Source organism: Bacillus sp. 01N42_2 (assembly GCF_056399565.1).
This window is the reverse complement of the sequence record NZ_JBFTRO010000006.1, coordinates 140300-161053: the sequence shown is the minus strand read 5'-3', so window position 1 is coordinate 161053 and position 20754 is coordinate 140300. Positions and strand designations below refer to the sequence as shown.

The following is a 20754-nucleotide window of genomic DNA, read 5'->3' as shown; positions in this document are numbered from 1 at the left end:
GGTGTGCAATGTCTAAAAACAAGTAAGGTCACTTTGAAGTATAGCCGTTCAGATGAAAGGAACCAAGCGTCATGGCATATTATCTGACACATTTTTCTTATTCAATACTGTCACACGGACCAGTGCCAAATTGCCATTAGAAAATGGTTGAATAATCATTGAAAGCGTTTTATATTTTTAATTACAACACTTTCCCCGGAAGCACCCCCCATGTGCCGCATCCCCCACAACTAGAAAATCTGGAGGCGCGTTTCATGTATATGACAGCGAGAGAACAAAAATTAATGAAACATCTTTTACTGCAGAACCGGTACGAAACAGTGCATGAACTGGCGGAAGCTTTACAAGTCAGCACAAGAACCATTCACCGCGAATTAAAAACAATCAAACCGCTGATGGAATCATTCGGTCTGGCACTTGATAAACAGCCCGGCAAAGGACTGAAAGCGGTGGGAAACCCGGAGGATAAACAGAAGCTCCTGTCAGACCTGTCCTATGAACAGCAAGAATACAGCGCTGAGGAGCGGAAACTTTTAATCCTATGTTCACTATTAGAGTCCCAAGATCCGATCAAGCTCTACAGTCTGGCGAACGAACTCCAAGTGACAAACGCGACGATCAGTTATGATCTTGATGAGCTGGAGACTTGGATTGCGCCCTTCGGCTTGACGCTGATCCGAAAAAGAGGCTTCGGCATTCAGCTGACGGGGCCGGAAAATGCGAAACGGAAAATCGTCGGCAATCTCATGGTCAACCGCCTTGATATTCAAAGCTTTTTGGAAGCGGTTGAATTGAATATTAAAGGAAAACCCGACGCTGCTGATAAAATGTTCGGCGTCGTAAATAAAGCGGAACTTTTGAAAATGGACCGGCTCTTGATTCAGCTCAAGGAAAAAATTTCGATCGCCTTATCTGACAGCTCCTATATGGCGCTGGCGGTTCATTTAACCTTTGCGATGGAGCGGATCAGACTCGGAGAAACCATCACGATGGAGGCTTCTGAACTAAAAGCGCTGCAGCAGACGAAGGAATATGGCTCCGCGCTCGAAATGGCAAAAGAGCTTGAAAAAGCCTTCGGCGTTTCGATACCGGAGGCTGAGATCGGCTATATCACCATCCATTTACGGAGCGCCAACCGCCAATACAAAACCGAATTCAAGCCCGAGAACATTGAAGTTGAAACGGCTTTGCAAACAAAGCAGCTGATCGGCTTCATTTCAGAAAAAATTAAAATGGATCTGACGGAAAACGGCTCTTTATACGACGGTTTAATCGCCCATCTCGAGCCTGCGATTAACCGGGTAAAAGAGAGTATCGACATGTACAACCCGATGACCCAGCAAATTAAACGCGACTACTTCCTGCTGTATATGGCTGTAGAAGAAGGAATGGAAAAATTCTTTCCGGGGCTTCATTTCCCTGATGATGAGATCGCTTTCATCGTTCTGCACTTCGGCTCCGCCCTGGAAATCAAACGGGAAGAAGCGAAAATCAAAGCGCTGATCGTCTGTTCAAGCGGCATCGGGTCGTCCAAAATGCTCGCATCCAGACTGAAAAAAGAGCTCCCGGAAATCCGTTCCTTTGATATGTCTTCCCTTATTGAACTGAAGGACCGTGATACCGCCGCATACGACATGATCGTGTCCACTGTGCCGATCCCGTATGAAAACATTGATTATGTCATGGTCAGTCCGCTTTTAAATGAAGAAGACGCCGATCAGGTCAAGCAGTACATCAAAAGAAAGATTCCGCTGATTCTTGACAAGAAAAGAAACGGCAGAAGAGAGGAGAACCAGCCGGAGACGCCTGATATGCTGGAAGCGGCCGGGCGTATGGCGCATTATGCGGCGGTTATTCAAAGCGTGCTGCGGAACTTTTCGATCAAATCCATTGATTCAAACATGGCGTATGAGCTGTTTTTGAACCGTATGTTTGCCATGCTGGAGGAAGAAGGATTGGTTCATAACGCCCAAAAAACCGCACAGCGCCTTGCAGAGCGTGAAGAACAGGGCGGTCTCGGCATTCCGGGAACGGCAATGGCGCTGTACCATCTCAAAAATGAAGAAATTGTCACGCCTTTTTTCAAAATTTATGATTTGACAGCTCCATGCAGTGTCAAAGGCATGGACGGAAATTCCCTGACCGTCGGCCGCGCTTTAGTGATGATGGCGCCGGCTGATATGCCCGCTGAAGGATCGGAAATATTAAGTGCGGTCAGCTCGGCCATCATTGAATCCGAAGCCAGTATAAAAGCCTTCCAGACTGAGGATCAGGCCGATTTATACAAACGTTTAAACAGGCTGTTCTATCATTTCATTCAGGAAAAAGGACAGCGCTGAACAGATGGCGCACACCTCATATGGGGTGTGTTTTTTTCTGCATGTATGAGGGTAAGGGGAAGGGAAGAAACTAAAACATGGGACTATTGTATCATTCACGAATAGAATAGTTCTAAAACAAAATAGTTTTACAAGTTATATTTTTTGGTTTAAAATGGGTTGCGTGAGGAAGAAAATCTGACAGAGTTTTTTGTGATTTATGATTATGGGAGATGAAAATATGGAGACATTACAGCATCTGATTCTGCACGACATTTCAAATAGCGAAGAGATCGAAGCTGTAAAAAGCGGTGCGCATACCCTGACTTACGCGGAATATCGAAAACGAATCAACCAGCTTGCGCAATCGCTTCTTAATAAAGGAATAAAAAAAGACGACAGAGTGGCGATGCTTTGTAAAAACGGCCACGCGGCATCTATCGTCATGTTTGCGGCACTTGAAATCGGAGCGGTGGTTGTGCCGGTCAGCTGGCAATTAACACCGTATGAAATGAAAGGCATTTTAGCAGCCTGTGAACCGAAAGCTGTTTTTTACGGCACTGAATTTAAAGAGATTATGGAAGAAGTGCTTCCTGCGCTTGCATCTTCTCTTAAACTGAAGGTCGTGACCGGAACAGCTGCGGAGACAACACCTGAGTTTGACGCTTTATTGACAGGCTCCGGCGATACACCAGACGTCGAAACAGTGTCCGAAAACGATACGGCATTGCTGATGTTTACCTCGGGTACTACTGGCAATCCGAAACGCTGCATGATCACTCACGGCGGCATATACAACTACGTAAAAGCGACATTGGCATACACGGGGAGAATGCAGAATGTCCGCTTCTTAGCATGCCATCCGAATTACCATACGAGCGCGATTATCTGCCAGATGGTCGGCACGATGAGCGGAACGACATTCATTATGACAGACAATCAGGATCCTGTAGAAAACTTGAAGCTCATCGAAAAAGAGAAAATTCAAACCATCATGGCGCTTCCTGTCTATTACACATACTTGCTGAAAGCTTGGGAAAAGCACCAGACTGACATGTCTTCTATCGTTTATTTGATGACTGGTGGAACAAAGGTGCCAAGCAGCCTGATCCAGCAGTATCGCGACATCGGCATTCCGCTCATGCACGGATACGGAAGCACTGAAGCGTGGGGCATCAGCTCTTGGAATCCGCAAATGGGAATGGATAAAGCCGCTTCTGCGGGTAAACCGATGGAAGAAGTGGACGTCCGCATTGTAGATCCGGAAACAGGCGAAGTCCTTCCGCAAGGCTCAATCGGAGAAGTCGTTGTGACAAATCCGTTTTTATTCAAAGGATACGAAGGTAACGAAGAAGCGACACGAAAAGTGCTGAAAGACGGCTGGTTCCATACGGGCGATTCCGGATATGTGGATGAAGACGGATTTATCTTTATCACCGGACGTTATAAAGATGTCATCATCTACGGAGGCGACAATATTTATCCTGACCAGATTGAAGAGGTCATTCAGCAAGTGCCGGGAATTCTCGAAACAGCGGTTGTCGGTATCCCTGATCCGCTTTACGGTGAAAAACCGAAAGCGTTCATCGTGACAAACAGCAGAGAAGACCTGACAGAAGAAGAAGTGACCCGATTCCTTCAAGAACGTCTTGCTGCCTTTAAAATTCCGGACATTGAGTTCGTCAGCGAACTTCCGAAAAACAACCTTGGAAAAGTGAGAAAAGACGTTCTCCGCAAACAAGCGGTACGTTCATAATTGAAAACAAAAACCCGGCTGCCAGCCGGGTTTTTTTTCTTGCGTTTCATGTGAAACATTTTTCTCCGAAAACATTTTGAACTGTCTCATTCATGTTTATCCAAAAGCCAGCAGAGGTAGACAAGAAATATGACAACGAACAATAAGGAGGAACTTGACATGGAAAACTATCCGAAGGAATTCCCTGCAAAATCACAAAACCGCCAGCCGGGGATTGAGAACGAAATGAATCCGGCGCCTGTTTACGAATACAAAGAATATAAAGGCGCTGATAAACTAAAAGGGAAAACCGCGCTTATCACAGGGGGCGACAGCGGTATCGGACGCGCCGTAGCGGTCGCTTACGCAAAGGAAGGCGCAAATGTCGCGATCGTCTATTTTGATGAAAACGGAGATGCGGAGGATACAAAAAAACGAGTGGAAGAAGAAGGCGTAAAATGTCTGTTAATCTCCGGCGATGTCGGTGAGGAAGACTTTTGCAATGAAGCCGTTGAAAAAACGGTTGAAGAATTCGGACGTCTTGATATTCTCGTGAATAACGCCGGGGAACAGCATCCGAAAGAAAGCATTAAGGACATTACAAGCGAGCAGCTTCACAGAACCTTTAAGACAAACTTTTACTCACAATTTTATTTGACTAAAAAAGCAATTGATTACATGAAGCCGGGCAGCGCGATCATCAATACGACATCCATTAATCCATACACAGGCAATCCGCAGCTGATTGACTACACGGCTACGAAAGGCGCGATTAACGGTTTTACGAGATCAATGGCGCAAGCGCTCGTCAACGACGGTATCCGTGTCAACGCCGTGGCGCCGGGACCTATCTGGACACCGCTTATTCCGGCGACATTCTCGGAAGAAACCGTCGCTTCCTTCGGTCAGGATACACCGATGGGCCGGGCAGGCCAGCCTGTTGAGCATGTCGGCTGCTATGTGCTATTGGCCTCAGATGAATCATCTTATATGACCGGACAGACGCTGCATGTCAACGGCGGCAGATTTGTGACCACATAAGGAGGCTGAAGCATGACAATATCGAAGCAAGACGTAAATGCATACTATCAAAAAGCGGGAATCGTTCTGACTGATGATGAAGTCGAAGATATTCAAATCATGGATTACGGCTTGGGCAAGCTTGAGGAAACCGGGCTTCAGCTGTTTATTTATGTGAATACCGACCGCTACTGTTCAAAAGAATTGGTGCTCTTCCCGCGCCAGACGTGTCCGGAACACCGTCATCCGCCGGTCGGCGGCGAAAAGGGAAAACAAGAGACATTCCGCTGCCGCTGGGGGAAGGTGTATCTCTACGTGGAAGGCGAAAAGGCAGAGAACCCAAGCGTCCTCCCGCCGGAAGAAGATAAGGAATACTACACCGTCTGGAATGAAATTGTGCTGGAACCGGGCGGACAATACACCATTCCGCCGGATACGAAACATTGGTTCCAAGCGGGAGAAGATGGGGCCGTCGTTACGGAAATGTCATCGCCAAGCACGGATGATCACGACATTTTTACCGACCCGCGCATTTAAAGATGAGGCTGCTCGCCTCATCTTTTTTTGTATGGAAAAAAATGAATTTACCTGTATAATGGCTAATAAAGGAAAGAAGGTGTGATCGTGTTTTCCTGTCAAATCCGGGAACATCTGACGATCAGATTGCTTGCCAAAGAAGATACGGACGAATTGTATTCTGTTATGAAGCGAAATCAAAACCATCTCAGCGAATGGCTCAGCTGGGCGGAAGAACTGGCTGATATCGATACGTACCGCGATGTGATCATTCCGGAATGGCGTTATAAATATGCGGAAGAGAATGGTTTCGACGCCGGAATTTTTGTAAAGGGCCGGTTTTGCGGCATGATCAGCATCCATAATGTCGATTCAGTCAATCAAAAAGCAGAGATCGGCTACTGGCTGGATCGGGAGCATGAAGGATTCGGCATCATCACAGCAAGCTGCCGGGCAGTTATCACCCATGCATTTCAGGACCTCGGGCTGAACCGCATCATGATCAGCGCCGCTGAAAAAAACACGAAAAGCAGGGCGGTGGCGGAACGGCTTGGATTTCAGAAAGAAGGACTGACGAGAGAAGGCATTTTCGTACAGGGCGCATACCATGACACGGTGAATTACAGCATCCTGAAGCGGGAATGGAGCGAAGAACGGCAGAAGAGCACATTTCTTGGTTTAAATGTCTCCCCAATGTGGAAAAGTAACAGCGGAGACGTTAAAAAGGAGTGATTCTTCATGAATCAAAATGAAATCAAAGAAAAAGTGCTTGAAGTACTGGATCATCATAAAGTCGGTTCGCTTGCGACAGTAGAGCAAGGCAAGCCGCATTCACGCTACATGACATTTTTCCATGACGGCTTAACCATTTATACGCCGACGAGCAAAGACACGCATAAAGCGGAAGAAATTGAAAACAATCCGAATGTTCATATCTTGTTAGGGTATGACTGTGACGGTTTCGGTGACGCTTATGTGGAAGTGGCCGGAACCGCCAAATTGAACAACTCAGCAGATTTAAAAGAAAAGCTGTGGGATTCGAAACTGGAACGCTGGTTCGAAGGAAAAGACGATCCGAACCTGGTGATTCTTGAAATTGAACCGAAGCAGATCAAGCTCATGAACGCGGGTGAAAAAACGCCGGCCGAGCTGGAACTTTAATAAATCATTTGATCATTCGGGGGCAATCTGTTATAATTAACTGCTAAGTGACAACATGCAAATAAAAAAGAAAGTAAACTTCTTTTTTCTGTTTTGATATAGAAGCTTCAGGCTTCAACGGACAGCTTGAAAAAAAGCTGAGCTTATTCTTTTCCTTCTGACTATTCGCCCCTAACGAAGAGATGGAAAAAAGACTTTTTGTTTTACAATTCACACCGGCGCGGCTTCGGAGCCGCAGTGACGATTGAGAGGTAGGGCTTTCGTTGTCTTGTGTTCAAGAACTTCCATGGTGTTTACTTTCGAAGAATGATTCTCGGAACTGTAATTGACGAATCACCCGCGGGCTAAGGCGGGAAACCATATATTATTTATTTGCGTAAGAAAAGAATAAGACAAAACCGCACCGGACATCCGGGCGGTTTTTTTATTTGATCGGCCGAAACCTCGCCGCTTTCTGCAGAGTCTAATCAGTATGAAAAGATTTGGAGGAATCATACATTGCACGTTATGACTTCACAAGTACTGTTTATCTTCTGTTTTCTGCTCTTAATACATTCGATTGAAACACTTGCTTATGCAACACGGCTTTCCGGCGCGAGAGTCGGATTTATCGCGTCCGCGCTGTCATTATTTAATGTCATGGTCATCGTATCGCGCATGTCAAACATGGTCCAACAGCCGTTTACCGGACATCTGATTGATGCCGCCGGATCAAACGCCCTGTCTGTTGTGGGCGCTCAGTTTCGGTTTTTAATATTCGGCTCCACGGTCGGAACGATACTCGGCATCTGTCTTTTGCCGACATTCGTCGCGTTATTCACCAGGGCGATTATACACTTGGCGGACGGAGGAGGCTCCGTCATGCAGGTATTTAAAAAAGGATTTTCACTGAACGGGCTGAAGCATGCGCGTTCTTATATCAGACGTCCGTCCGTCTCCTATTTAAAAGGGCTTCAATTCCGAATGATCCCGAAACGCTTGTTTGTCATTAATATGGTCATTACGTCCATTTACACGATCGGCGTCCTGTCCGCTCTGTATGCCGGCCTTCTGGCGCCTGAGCACAGCACGACGGCGGTGATGGCATCAGGTTTAATCAACGGGATTGCGACCATGCTGTTGGCCGTGTTTGTTGATCCGAAAGTATCCGTACTGGCAGACGATGTGGCGAAGGGCAAGCGCAGCTATGTCTCCTTAAAATGGACATCATTGACGATGGTGACCTCAAGGGTCGCGGGCACGCTTCTCGCCCAGCTCGTATTCCTCCCCGGCGCTTATTATATCGCCTGGGTGACGAAATGGATGTAACGCATAAAAAAGCTCCTCTGTAAAAAAGAGGAGCTTTTCATTTATAATTTCTCAGGCCGCGATCATAAATAAAATTGCCGAACGGGATAAAGGCCGCGATAAAACCGGCGGCTGACCATTTCACATGCCATTTGACGGTAAACGCCGCATACGCCAGCACTGCCAAATAAATGATAAACAAACCGCCGTGAATGGAGCCGGCAATGGTGACGGCGAGCGGATGATGAGCCCAATACTTCAGCGGCATCGCGATAAACAGCAGCACCAAAAGCGACATGCCTTCAATAAAACCCATCGTGCGAAGCCTGCCGATCGGCGTGTGTAACATACAATTCCCTCCTGTCAGACATCTTTTTTCCTCTATACTATAAGCAATGGGCAGTCCTAATATGACCATTTCGCGTCTGTTCCTGAAAAAACCTTCCTCATTTCAGATTGTTATTCTTGTCATTTTTCGGATTTCTCTTGATAATATAGCCAAAAAGGTAAGAAAGGACTACAGTCATGAAACTAGATAATGTTGATCTGAGCATCATAAAAGAGCTGCAGCGGGACAGCCGCCTGTCCATGCGGGAGCTGGGCAGAAAAATCAAATTGTCAGCCCCGTCGGTCACAGAGCGTGTCAGGCAGCTTGAATCTTTCGGCGTTATTAAGCGCTATACGTTGGACATTGATCAAAAAAAGATCGGGCTTCCCGTTTCCTGCATTGTCGAAGCAACAGTGAAAAACGGAAAATACGATCAATTTAAAACCTACATTCAATCCATTCCCAACATTGAATTTTGTTTTCGGATTGCCGGCGCGGCGTGTTATATGCTGAAGATGAACGCGGACAGCCTGGAAACGATCGAACACTTCATCGACCGCACCTCTCCGTATGCCCAAACCGTGACCCACGTCATTTTCTCAGAAATTGACACAAAAAACGTCCTCGATTAGAGAGAGCGTGAGGAAGTCTGTTATAATAACAGGATGAGTGTGAAAGAAAGAGAAGTGAAAAAGCATGTCAAAAACAGTTGTATTAGCTGAAAAACCTTCAGTCGGCCGGGACTTGGCCCGCGTTCTGAAGTGTCATAAAAAAGGAAACGGATATCTTGAAGGCGACCGCTACATCGTCACATGGGCGCTCGGGCATTTGGTAACGCTCGCTGATCCTGAAGGGTACGGCAAAGAATATCAATCGTGGCGGCTTGAGGATCTGCCGATTATTCCGGAGCCTTTGAAGCTCGTCGTCATCAAAAAAACAGGAAAGCAGTTCAACGCGGTCAAAGCCCAACTTGTCCGGAAAGACGTCAGCCAGATCGTAATCGCAACAGACGCAGGGCGGGAAGGGGAGCTTGTGGCCCGCTGGATTATCGAAAAGGCAAACGTCCGCAAACCGATTCAGCGCCTGTGGATTTCCTCTGTAACAGACAAGGCGATTAAAGAAGGATTCCAAAAGCTCCGCAGCGGCAAAGAGTACGAAAACCTGTATCATTCCGCCGTCGCCAGAGCGGAAGCGGATTGGATCGTCGGCATCAACGCGACCCGCGCCCTGACGACAAAATTTAACGCGCAGCTGTCATGCGGACGCGTCCAGACTCCGACACTGGCGATGATCGCCAAGCGTGAAGCGGACATTCAGGCGTTCACACCCGTCCCATATTACGGTCTCCGCGCGGCGGCTGATCAGTTGACGCTGACATGGCAGGATAAAAAAACAAAGCAGACAAGAACGTTCGACCAGACGGTGACCGGCCGTTTGGCAAAAGATCTACAAGGAAAGCCGGCAGTCATTTCAGAATTGAAAAAAACGGCGAAGAAAAGCTTCGCTCCCGGTCTTTACGACTTGACGGAATTGCAGCGGGACGCTCATAAGCGCTTCGGTTTTTCCGCAAAAGAGACGCTTTCCGTGCTTCAAAAGCTGTATGAACAGCACAAGCTTGTCACTTACCCGCGGACGGATTCCAGATTCCTTTCCGCCGACATCGTGCCGACTTTAAAAGACCGTTTAAACGGCATGGAAGTCAAGCCGTACGCACAATACGTCAATCAAATACTGAAGCGCGGCGTCAAAGCGCATAAAGGATTCGTCAATGATGCGAAAGTATCGGATCACCATGCCATCATTCCGACAGAGGAGCCGCTGATTCTTTCAAGCCTCAGCGACAAAGAACGCAAGCTTTACGATCTGATCGCCAAACGTTTTCTCACGGTGTTAATGCCGGCGTTCGAATACGAAGAAACAAAGGTCACAGCCGATATCGGCGGCGAAACATTTACCGCAAAAGGGAAAATCGTTCAATCGCCGGGATGGAAAGCCGTGTACGATATGTATGAGGATGACGAAGATCATGAGGAAGATAAAGATCAGACGCTCCCGGCCCTTCAGCAGGGTCAGCGCCTGTCCGTCTCGTCGCTGAAAGAAACGAGCGGACAGACGAAACCGCCGGCGCGTTTTAATGAAGGCACGCTGTTATCCGCGATGGAGAACCCAAGCGCCTTTATGCAGGGAGAAGAGAAGAACCTTGTGAAAACATTGGGTGAAACCGGAGGACTCGGAACAGTCGCCACCCGCGCTGATATTATTGAAAAACTGTTCAACAGTTTCTTAATCGAGAAAAAAGAAAAAGATATTTTCATCACGTCAAAAGGGAAGCAGCTCTTACAGCTCGTCCCGGAAGATTTAAAATCGCCGGCGTTAACCGCCGAGTGGGAGCAAAAGCTCTCCGCCATCGCAGCGGGCAAACTGAAATCCGCCGTGTTTATTAAAGACATGAAAACATATGCGGACAAAACGGTGAAGGAAATCAAAAACAGCAGCCAAACCTTCAGACATGACAACATTTCAGGCACCGCCTGCCCTGATTGCGGCAAGATGATGCTTAAAGTCAACGGCAAACGCGGCACGATGCTCGTGTGTCAAGATCGGGAATGCGGCAGCCGAAAAACGGTGGCGAGAAAAACCAACGCCCGCTGTCCGAACTGCCATAAGAAAATGGAGCTTCGCGGCCAGGGTGAAGGCCAAACCTTCGCATGTGTATGCGGCCACCGGGAGAAACTGTCCGTCTTTGAAAAGCGCAAGGCGAAAGATAAATCCGGACGCGCATCCAAGCGGGACATCAACTCTTATATGAAAACCCAAAATAAAGAGGAGCCGCTGAACAACGCGCTGGCAGAACAGCTGAAAAAACTCGGCCTGGATAAATAAATCAGAGAAAGGCAGCATTTTTAAAGAAATGCTGCCTTTTGTCGTGTTTTCACTGTATTGGGGATGAAATCCAAACAAAGAGGGAAAAGGTAAATCGGCGGCGCCCCTATTTTAAAATTTCCCAATGTGAAAATATGCTAGTATTCTTTTATCGTTTCTTATATAGTAAAAATTGCTTTGTGAAAAATAAGATATAGGTATAAAAAAGGAATTACAAAATAGGAGGATGGTACGTGAAACGATTCGGTTTTAGTCTGATGATCCTTTTGATTTCAATCGTGCTGACGGCGGGATGCGCGGAGGCCGGAACCGAAAAACAGACGGCTGCTGAACCGTCCGGACCGCTTCAGCCCGCAGAGCATTTTATTTATCATAAATTGATGAACGGGCGGGGAATGATTCAGACGAACATATCCGGTGAGCCGGAATATTTATCTGAGTCTCTCGGACTATGGATGGAATTTTTGCTCGGCAGGAAAGATGAACGGCAGTTTCAAGCCCAATATCAGCTTCTTACCGATTCATTTTTGACGGACAACGGGCTCGTGTCGTGGAAAATTGCCGGGAATAAAGCGAGCGGCACCAATGCCTTGATTGACGATTTCAGAATCATGAACTGTCTGAATGAGGCCGGAACCTTGTGGGGAAACAGTGAATACGGGAAAACAGCGGTGCAGATCGGGAAGGCTCTGAAAAAATACAATATGAATGAAGGGTATTTTACGGATTACTACGATGCCGCTTCAAATGCCGCATCAAAGACCGTGACGTTGTCCTATGTCGGCCCCGGCGCCTTACAGATGCTCAGAGAACAGGGGATTATCGATGAGAAAACGGAAAACCGGAACCTTGATGTTCTCAATCTTGCGCCCATGAAAAATGGTTTTCTGCCGAAATCGTTCAATACCGAAACTAAGGAATACAAATATGACAGCGAAGTGAATGTCATCGACCAGCTGTATGCCGCCGTAAATCTAAAGCGGGGCGATGACAAAGCCGCCGCGCTGTCAAAATGGATCATAGAAGAATGGAAGTCGCGCGGACAGCTGTACGGACGGTACATCGCAGACACGAAGGAGCCGGCGGTTCAATACGAGTCACCGTCCGTTTACGCTCTCGCCGTTCTTTTTTTAACAGAGCAAAAAGCTGATCCGGCTGTCATCAGATCGCTTTATGAAAGAATGACTTCATTTGAAACGCTGGACACGCTGAAACCTGATTACGGCGGCTATATGAGCGGGAGCGATACACATTCTTTCGATAACCTGCTGCCGCTTTTGGCTGAAAGGAAATTGTTTAATGAACATATCATTCAATGAATCACAAAAACTGTGCAGCTACACAGCAGTTATGTTAGCGCTGCTGTCTTTTTTTATTTACTATGTGTCACAGCAATCCGCAGGGCTACTGATAACCTGCATCACATTGCTTGTCGCGGGAGCCGGCTTATGGTTCGGGGCGATCTACGCGCTCGTTATCACCTTACTCGTCTTATTTGTTCTCGGCAGCCTGCTCCTGTGGTTTCAGACCGGGAGCTTTATGGTGTCTGCCGGTGCCGAAGGTCTGCAGATGCTGACCGTTTGGGGGATTGCGCTGCTCGTCTTTTCCTACATATCGGGAAGAATACACGATTTGGCCAAGGGGCTTGAGCGCTCAGTGAAGCAGCTGCGGGAAGAGATCACGAGCTTTGTCGCCGTCGACAGGGTGACGGGCTTTGACAACCATCTCCGGATGAAGCTGGAACTGTCTGAGGAAATCAAGCGGGCGGAACGCTACGGCAATTCCTTTGTCTTTTTGCTGCTGCACATGCATTATTTCAAGGAATTCAAATCCCTCTACGGAGAAAAAGAGACCGACCGCCTGCTGGCATTTATCAGCCGTCAAATCCGGTCAAGCGTACGGGAAACAGATAAAAAATTCAGGCCGTCCGCCGAACGGTTCGGCATCGTGCTGACCCATACGCCTGAAGAAAACATGCCGGCCGTTCTGGCGAAGCTGAAAAAGGAATTGGATACGTACCGGCTGCAAAACGGTAAATACGTCTCCATCACCTTCCGTGTATGTTACTTGGCGTATCGAAAAGATTTACAGACGGCCGAGCAATTTTTAAATGAACTGGAAAACGAGATGATGATGAATGAACTCTAAATGGATACGTCTCTTACTCTCAGCAATCTTCATGATTACGGCGGTTTATATTCCCCGTACGGCGGGAGCAACAGACAAAAAGGACGGCATTCTCATTATTTATACAAGCGCGGACGGCGAAGAAACCGCTGAAGTCAAAATGCTTGATTTGATCGCGGGCCATTTCTCATCCGCCGTGACCGTGAAAAGCGACGGAGATATCACAGCCGCCGACCTCGAAAAGAATCGGCGCGTCATCTATTACGGCGTCACGAAGAAAAAGCTCAGCAAACCATTTGTGTCGCTGATCGGCAGCATGCCGCAGCAGCTTATCAGCATCGGGTATAACGCCGGCCAGTTCAACCGATTTGCGGGGTTGTCCCTCACAGAAAAAGAAACGGTATACCGCATTTACAGCAAGAAAGAAAAAACAGACATGCCGCTTGAAAAAGGAATGTCCGTGCTCGGTGCAGCGGGAATAAAAGGGGAGCCCCTTTATACATACCGGTCCGGTGACGGCAGCACCCGCCCTTTTATATGGAAAACGGCGCGCTCTGACTATTATTTCGGTGTGACCAGTCTGTTAAATGATTCGTTCCTGACAGCAAAAGAACTGCGCAAGGCGTTTGGAGAATCAGAGGGCGGCACCCTCCTTTATTTGCGGCTTGAAGACATCAGTCCGATGTCAGATGAAACATTGCTTTACGAAGCGGGCACTTACCTGCATAAACGACACATACCGTTTATTCTGGCGGTGATTCCCGTCTACCTCAATCCGGAAAACGGAGAAAAAGTATATCTGGCGGACAAGCCGAAAATGGTCAGCGTCCTGAAAAAACTTCAGCAAATGGGCGGCAGCATCATTATCCACGGCTATACGCACGCATACCGGTACAGCGAAACGGGAGAAGGCTTTGAATTTTGGGATGCCAAAACGGATCAGCCGATTACGTCAGAAAATGCGGCCGATGCTCCGGTCAAGCTTGAAAAGGAACAGGATTTTCCGAATGAAAAAGCGTACCGGGCGTATGTGAAGCCTTTCCGTGAAAAAGAGAAAATCTACACGAGAACGAAGCTGGAGCAGGCGATTGATGACCTGACAGAGCTCGGCCTTTATCCGCTGTCATTCGAAGCGCCGCACTATACGATGTCTGAAGAAGGGTACAAAATCGCATCTTCTTATTTCTCCAGCATTTTCGGCCAAGTGCAGCTCAGCGGCACGACGTGGAAAACCTCGGGCGCCCCTCCGTTCGTCTCAAAGCCGGCTATGCTGGACGGGATGACGCTGTACCCTGAAACCATCGGTTATGCCGATAACTCAAAGGAAAATCCGCTCGGAGATATGGAGGATCATATCTCGCAGATGATTGACTTCGGCGGCGGAGTGGCGGGAGGTTTCTATCATCCGTATCTCGGCATGAAATACCTCCCTGAGCTCGTCAATCAGATGGAACGAATCCCCGGCGGCGAGTGGCTCGATCTGAAGAAAACGAAGCAGACGGTAACGTCGGACAGCGTCAGAATCAAAACGAACGGGGACGGAATCATTCATGTGGAAAACAAGATTCACCCGATAACATCCTTTTTCAATCATCATCAGCAGACGCCTCTGGAAAAAGCGCTTTGGATTCTCTCCGGCGTGGTGTTATTGTTCATCATCATGTTCGCATGCTACGTCCTTTATTTGCGCGCCACATTAAAAAAACGAATCTTTAAGGAGAGAAGAACCCTTGAGTAACATTCTGTTTTTTATCTCATTAAGTTTAATATGGGTGATGCTTCTCTATCACATGTTTCTGATGCAGGGCGGATTCAGGCATTATATGACCTTCGAACAAAACATTCCGAAATGGCGCGCAAAGGCGGGGGAGCTCCCGAAGGTCAGCGTCCTGATTCCCGCGCATAATGAGGAAGTTGTTATCAGGCAGACGCTGAAGGCGATGGTGAATCTGTATTATCCGAAAGACAGGCTTGAGATCATCGTCATTAACGATAATTCCTCCGATCGGACGGGAGACATCGTCAATGAATTTTCCCGTCAGTATGATTTCATTAAAATGGTTGTCACAAAGCCCCCGAACGCCGGAAAAGGAAAATCCTCGGCGCTGAACTCAGGGTTTGCCGAATCGAACGGAGACGTGATCTGCGTATATGATGCGGACAATACGCCGGAAAAAATGGCGGTGTACTACCTCGTTCTCGGTCTGATGAATGATGAGAAAGCAGGAGCGGTTGTCGGGAAATTCCGTGTCATCAACGCGGCCAAAACGCTCCTGACGAAGTTTATCAATATTGAAACCATCTGCTTTCAATGGATGGCGCAGGGCGGCAGATGGAAATGGTTCAAAATCGCCACCATCCCGGGAACAAACTTCGCGATCAGGCGGAGCATTATCGAACGGCTTGGCGGCTGGGATGATAAGGCGCTGGCGGAGGACACCGAGCTGACGATCCGCGTCTATAATCTCGGGTACCATATCCGCTTTTTCCCGGCGGCTGTGACATGGGAGCAGGAGCCTGAGACATGGAAGGTCTGGTGGCGCCAGCGGACAAGATGGGCGCGCGGCAATCAATACGTCGTTCTCAAGTTTTTATCCCAATTTTTTAAGCTGAAACGCAAGCGGATCATCTTCGATCTGTTTTATTTCTTTTTTACGTATTTTTTGTTTTTCTTCGGTGTGATCATGTCAAACACGATTTTTATTATCAATCTTTTTTACGACCTGCATCTGGCAGTCGGGTTTTTGGCGATGATTTTGTGGATACTGGCCTTTTTCCTGTTTATGACCGAGGTCATGATTACCTTAAGCATTGAAAAAACAGAAATGAACAAACAAAACTTCTTTATCGTATTTCTCATGTACTTTACATACTCCCAGGCTTGGATCGTGCTTGTCATCTGGTCATTATTCACAGAGATCAAGCACCGCTTGTTCAAGCAGGAAGTCAAGTGGTACAAAACGGAGCGATACAATCAAAATAAAAGCGGGTGACCTTTTTGAAAAAAGCGATCATATTGATAACCGGCCTTTTGCTGCTGATATATAACGGGCAGACGGCCGCGGCCCAGGAACTGAAAACGGACGGTTCCGCCCTCAGAACAAGCGCCGGCGCAAAAGAGCAGCAGGCGCTGACGGGCGATCTGATTACTCTTTACGGGGCGAAAGACAGCTCGGAGCTGACTTATCAGATTCCTGCGGGAGCTTCGAATGCCAATCAGTCGCTTCTGATTGATTACGAGGCGTCAAACTTATTAATAGCTCCGTCTTCTTTAACGATTGCCATTGATAATGAACCCGTCAAATCCATAAAGCTTGACGGCAGCTCCAAGCGTAAAACAGTAAAGCTCAATCTCAGCAAAAGCCAAGCCGCCCAAGGCTATCACAACGTATCATTGCAATTTTACGGCGCATTAAAAGAGGGCGTTTGCGTCAGGCAGGATACGTCAGGGAACTGGATAAAGATTTATCCGGACAGCCGCCTCATGCTTTCAGAAGCAAGCAAGTCAAAGGGGGCGGATCTGAGCCATTTCCCGTATCCGTTTGCCCAATCAGGCAATACGGGTGAAGAAACCGATATTATCCTTCCTGACAAACCGACCTCTGCGGAAGCTGAAGCCGCAGTCAAAACAGAAGGATTTCTGAAAACGGCTGACAGCAGGCTGAAAGTGTCATACGTAAAAGAATCCGCCGCCGGCAAAATCAGCAATCCGTCAATTGTCATCGGCGCCGGGCAGCATTGGAACGGCAAAATAAAAGAGCTTTTCGATCGCGGGAATATCAAAGCGGAACACAACAAACTCCTTCTCGCTGAACGGGTGCTCACCGCCGGGGATAAACGGCAGCCCGTCCTGTTTGTCACGGCACAATCAGACAAAACGCTGGCAGAAAAAATCCGCGTCATGACAGACAGCGCTTATTCAGGCCAGCTGAGCGGAGACTCACTGATGATCGGCCGTCTTCAGCCCGCTGCTGAAAAGACAGGCAATAAACTGACTTTAGACGATTTCGGCGCGGGAAATGTAACGGTCGGATCAAACAAAACGGCGTCAGAGCATTTCTTTTACCCTGCGGCGGCCGCTGTTGATAAAGACGGGAAGGTCAAGTTTTCGCTTACATTAAAGACGTCGGAAGCGGTCCGGACGAAGGCCGATTCTGGTGATGACGCCGAGAAAGCGGAACTGAACGTCGTGGTCAACGGACAGCCGAATGCGGTGCGTCTTGATGATCTCGGCAATAAGGATAAAGACGGCTTTTACCACGTCTCAATCCCGATTGATCCGAAACTTTTGCGCAGCAGCAGATACATTGATCTGCAATTTGTCACCTCAGGCTTGAAACATAACAATCCGTGTATCGACCGTGACGAAAACAAATGGGTCTATATTGATAAAAGCAGCACGCTGACGTATCCGGTAAGCGATGCGGCGCAGAAAGCGGATTTCGGGCAATGGCCGCTCCCATTTGCGGGTAGCGTGAATAAGAAAACTGTGATCGTCATCCCGGATGACGTGACTATGCAGACACTTAAAGAGCTTTCTTTAGTGGCCGATTCATTCGGAAACGGCGCCCGGCAGTCATTTACCGTGAAGACGGCATCAGATATGAAGGAAGCGGACGCCAAAGGCCGGAATGTTGTGTTTATCGGAAGTCTGCCGCAAATTCCGCTTTTGAAGTCAAACGCTTCTAAGCTTCTCGTGCCGTCAGACCGCAACGGCGCTTACGATGTTTCGTCGTTTCAGATGCTGAATGAGACGACGAAACAAGTCGCGTTTACACAGAAATCACCTTGGGACTCAGACAGCAGTATTGCTGTTTTTGCTCCGTTATCAGGAAGCGGCGCGGCCGTCACAAAAGAGCTGATCAGCTTTTTAGACAGCACAAGCGACGCCGCAACCGTCGTCAACGAAACGGGCAGCCGGCAGCTGTTTTCGAACCATCAGCAAATCAAATCCGACGACAGCAGTCCATCGGCTGATACGAAAAGCCGTTCCGCAGCATTGAACGTCACGTATATCGCTGTTTTCGCTGCGCTTATAATCATTGCGGCCGGTCTGATCTGGCTGACGGCAAGAAGGAAAAAAAGAAAAGCGGACAATGAAAAAAGTGAAGAGTAATGAAAGCAAAAGAGGCTGTTAACAGGCCTCTTTTTTTGTATTTTTATTTCCATTTTTGGCGGTAATTTTTTTATTTTTGAAACAGCATAAAAGCCCCTTTACAACCGGACGGGACGGGAGTATGATCTCTTTTATAATCTATATCGCTTAATCTGTATCCAGAGCGGGGGAACCAATTTGCGGCGCGTCATGCCGCTTGGGGTGAATCCTTTTTCAGGTAGGGCCAACTCTCATAAGCCCGAATCCGACAGCTAACCTCGTAAGCGTTCATGAGAGGAGATGAATGAAACCTGTGCACGATTATGGCGCAGGGGCATCCGTTTGCCTCTGTGTCTTTTTGCTGTCCTGAAATAAGGCATGCAATCAGCATTCGGAGACATCATAGCAGTAAGGGTTTGTAAATCAAACGGAAAATGAAAAAAAGGGGAAGACAACAAATGTATCATTCAATCAAAAGATTTTTGATTGGGAAACCGCTGAAATCACAGGCTGCCGGAGAGCAGAAACTGACGAAACTCAAGGCGCTTGCCATGCTTTCTTCAGACGCGCTTTCATCAGTTGCTTACGGAACGGAACAGATTCTGATCATTTTGGCTGCGGTAAGCGCGGCCGCGTTTTGGTATTCCATTCCGATCGCAGCCGGCGTTCTTATTTTGCTGCTTGCTTTGATTCTGTCCTACAGACAGATTATTTACGCTTATCCGCAAGGCGGAGGCGCTTATATGGTTTCTAAAGAAAACCTTGGTGAGAAGCCCGGCCTGATTGCGGGCGGCTCATTGCTTGTTGATTATATTCTGACGGTGGCGGTAAGCATTTCTGCCGGAACTGACGCCATTACATCGGCATTTCCGGCTTTGCACCCGCATCATTTGCTCATTGCTGTTTTGCTTGTGATTCTGATTATGATTTTAAATTTGAGAGGGCTGTCAGAATCGGCGTCCATTTTGGCGTATCCCGTCTATCTGTTTGTGGCGGCGCTTGTCCTTTTGATCGTCGTCGGGCTGTTTAAGCTCATGACAGGCCAGGTTCATCCGGCCGAGCATACACCGATCGGCACGCCCGTAGCGGGCATCACACTGTTTTTGCTGCTGAAGGCCTTTTCTTCAGGGTGTTCGGCGCTGACCGGTGTTGAAGCCATTTCAAACGCGATTCCGGCCTTTAAAAATCCTCCGGCGAAAAACGCGGCCCGCACTCTGGCCATGATGGGGATTCTGCTGGCGATCTTATTTACGGGGATTACGGTGCTGGCGTACGGCTACGGCACGGGTCCGAAGCCTAACGAGACCGTTATTTCGCAAATCGCCGCGGAAACCTTCGGACGCCATACGGTGTATTATTTCATTCAAGGCGTTACATCACTGATTCTCGTGCTTGCGGCGAATACGGGCTTTTCCGCATTTCCGCAGCTGGCGTTTAATTTAGCGCGCGATCAGTATATGCCGAGAATGTTTACGGTTCGCGGCGACCGATTAGGTTTTTCAAACGGAATTATCTTTCTCGGTATCGCGTCCATCCTGCTTATTCTTTTATTCGGCGGCCGCACGGAACATCTCATTCCGCTTTATGCCGTCGGTGTGTTCATTCCGTTTACGCTGTCGCAGACGGGAATGTGCATCAAGTGGATCAGGCAGAAGCCGAAGGGCTGGGCTGTAAAAATGCTGATCAACTCATGCGGCGCCGCCATTTCATTTATGGTGCTGTGCATTTTATTCGCGACAAAATTCAATCTTGTCTGGCCCGTGCTGTTATTCATGCCGGCTGTCGTCTTTTTGTTTTTCGTTATTAAAAATCACTACACCGCGGTCAGCGAACAGCTGCGGGTCGTTGATCAGCAGCCTGAGGAAATTAAGGGAACCGTCGTCATCGTGCCTGTCGCCGGTGTCACCACGGTCGTCCAAAAATCGATTCAGTATGCGAAATCATTATCGGATCAGGTCATTGCGGTTCATGTTTCCTTTGACAGGGAAAACGAAAAGAAGGTGGAAAAGCGCTGGGAAGAGCTTCATAACGGTGTCCGCCTCGTCACCCTGCATTCCTCATACCGCAGTCTGGTTCACCCGTTTGATAAGTTTTTAGAGACGGTCGAACAAAAAGCGAAAAAAGAACAGTTCTCCGTGATGGTGCTGTTTCCGCAATTTATTACGAAAAAACGCTGGCAGACCATCCTTCACAACCAATCAGCCTTCTTGCTCCGCGTCCGGCTGTTTTGGAAGAAGGACATAATCGTCGCTACACTGCCGTATCATTTTAAAAAGTAACGGTA

At 48.0% G+C, this 20754-nt stretch carries 16 protein-coding genes and 1 riboswitch; of the genes, 15 read left to right on the top strand and 1 reads right to left on the bottom strand.

The features are described 5' to 3' along the window. Positions 1-254 precede the first annotated feature (254 nt). The 7 genes from AC1DN5_RS14695 (at position 255) to AC1DN5_RS14665 (ending at position 8058) form a co-directional block, all read left to right on the top strand. Complete coding sequence (locus tag AC1DN5_RS14695) at positions 255-2339, top strand: BglG family transcription antiterminator (RefSeq protein WP_366969974.1); 2085 nt, start codon at positions 255-257, stop codon at positions 2337-2339. 220 nt (positions 2340-2559) lie between these two features. After that, the gene (locus AC1DN5_RS14690; RefSeq protein WP_188154762.1) at positions 2560-4074 is read left to right on the top strand and encodes a class I adenylate-forming enzyme family protein; all 1515 of its coding nucleotides are present in this window, start codon (positions 2560-2562) and stop codon (positions 4072-4074) included. Between the two features lie 159 nt (positions 4075-4233). After that, the gene (locus AC1DN5_RS14685; RefSeq protein ID WP_016937221.1) at positions 4234-5094 is read left to right on the top strand and encodes an SDR family oxidoreductase; all 861 of its coding nucleotides are present in this window, start codon (positions 4234-4236) and stop codon (positions 5092-5094) included. A gap of 12 nt (positions 5095-5106) precedes the next feature. After that, positions 5107-5610: a D-lyxose/D-mannose family sugar isomerase gene (locus tag AC1DN5_RS14680; protein ID WP_045926228.1), complete on the top strand. Its 504-nt coding sequence runs from the start codon at positions 5107-5109 to the stop codon at positions 5608-5610. 87 nt (positions 5611-5697) lie between these two features. Continuing rightward, positions 5698-6321 (top strand): GNAT family N-acetyltransferase, encoded by a 624-nt coding sequence (locus AC1DN5_RS14675; RefSeq protein ID WP_366969973.1) that lies wholly within the window; start codon positions 5698-5700, stop codon positions 6319-6321. 6 nt (positions 6322-6327) lie between these two features. Continuing rightward, on the top strand, positions 6328-6750 hold the full coding sequence (locus AC1DN5_RS14670; protein WP_045926226.1) for a pyridoxamine 5'-phosphate oxidase family protein: 423 nt from the start codon (positions 6328-6330) through the stop codon (positions 6748-6750). Positions 6751-7248: 498 nt separating this feature from the next. Continuing rightward, the gene (locus AC1DN5_RS14665; protein ID WP_366969972.1) at positions 7249-8058 is read left to right on the top strand and encodes a lipid II flippase Amj family protein; all 810 of its coding nucleotides are present in this window, start codon (positions 7249-7251) and stop codon (positions 8056-8058) included. 37 nt (positions 8059-8095) lie between these two features. On the opposite strand, the gene AC1DN5_RS14660 is transcribed toward AC1DN5_RS14665, so the two are convergent. Further along, positions 8096-8386 (bottom strand): DUF3817 domain-containing protein, encoded by a 291-nt coding sequence (locus AC1DN5_RS14660; RefSeq protein WP_013351048.1) that lies wholly within the window; start codon positions 8384-8386, stop codon positions 8096-8098. Between the two features lie 176 nt (positions 8387-8562). Between AC1DN5_RS14660 and AC1DN5_RS14655 the strand changes: the two genes are divergently transcribed. From AC1DN5_RS14655 to AC1DN5_RS14620, 8 genes are all read left to right on the top strand, one after another. After that, positions 8563-8997, top strand: coding sequence for a transcriptional regulator LrpC (locus tag AC1DN5_RS14655; RefSeq protein WP_045926223.1), 435 nt, complete (start codon positions 8563-8565; stop codon positions 8995-8997). Between the two features lie 64 nt (positions 8998-9061). Further along, positions 9062-11248 (top strand): DNA topoisomerase III, encoded by a 2187-nt coding sequence (locus tag AC1DN5_RS14650; RefSeq protein WP_366969971.1) that lies wholly within the window; start codon positions 9062-9064, stop codon positions 11246-11248. A 233-nt stretch (positions 11249-11481) separates the two neighbouring features. Next, positions 11482-12567 (top strand): hypothetical protein, encoded by a 1086-nt coding sequence (locus AC1DN5_RS14645; protein ID WP_049627907.1) that lies wholly within the window; start codon positions 11482-11484, stop codon positions 12565-12567. Further along, complete coding sequence (locus tag AC1DN5_RS14640) at positions 12548-13396, top strand: diguanylate cyclase domain-containing protein (protein ID WP_366969970.1); 849 nt, start codon at positions 12548-12550, stop codon at positions 13394-13396. Before AC1DN5_RS14645 ends, AC1DN5_RS14640 begins: the two co-directional genes overlap by 20 nt. Next, positions 13386-15113 (top strand): DUF2334 domain-containing protein, encoded by a 1728-nt coding sequence (locus AC1DN5_RS14635; protein WP_366969969.1) that lies wholly within the window; start codon positions 13386-13388, stop codon positions 15111-15113. The genes AC1DN5_RS14640 and AC1DN5_RS14635 overlap by 11 nt, the downstream gene beginning before the upstream one ends. After that, the gene (locus tag AC1DN5_RS14630; RefSeq protein WP_366969968.1) at positions 15106-16368 is read left to right on the top strand and encodes a glycosyltransferase family 2 protein; all 1263 of its coding nucleotides are present in this window, start codon (positions 15106-15108) and stop codon (positions 16366-16368) included. The genes AC1DN5_RS14635 and AC1DN5_RS14630 overlap by 8 nt, the downstream gene beginning before the upstream one ends. A 5-nt stretch (positions 16369-16373) precedes the next feature. Beyond that, a complete protein-coding gene (locus tag AC1DN5_RS14625; RefSeq protein WP_366969967.1) occupies positions 16374-18491 on the top strand; it encodes a cellulose biosynthesis cyclic di-GMP-binding regulatory protein BcsB in 2118 nt (705 codons plus the stop codon). A gap of 134 nt (positions 18492-18625) precedes the next feature. After that, positions 18626-18772: riboswitch (cyclic di-AMP (ydaO/yuaA leader) on the top strand. A gap of 156 nt (positions 18773-18928) precedes the next feature. Further along, positions 18929-20749 (top strand): APC family permease, encoded by a 1821-nt coding sequence (locus AC1DN5_RS14620; RefSeq protein WP_016937210.1) that lies wholly within the window; start codon positions 18929-18931, stop codon positions 20747-20749. Positions 20750-20754: the final 5 nt, after the last annotated feature.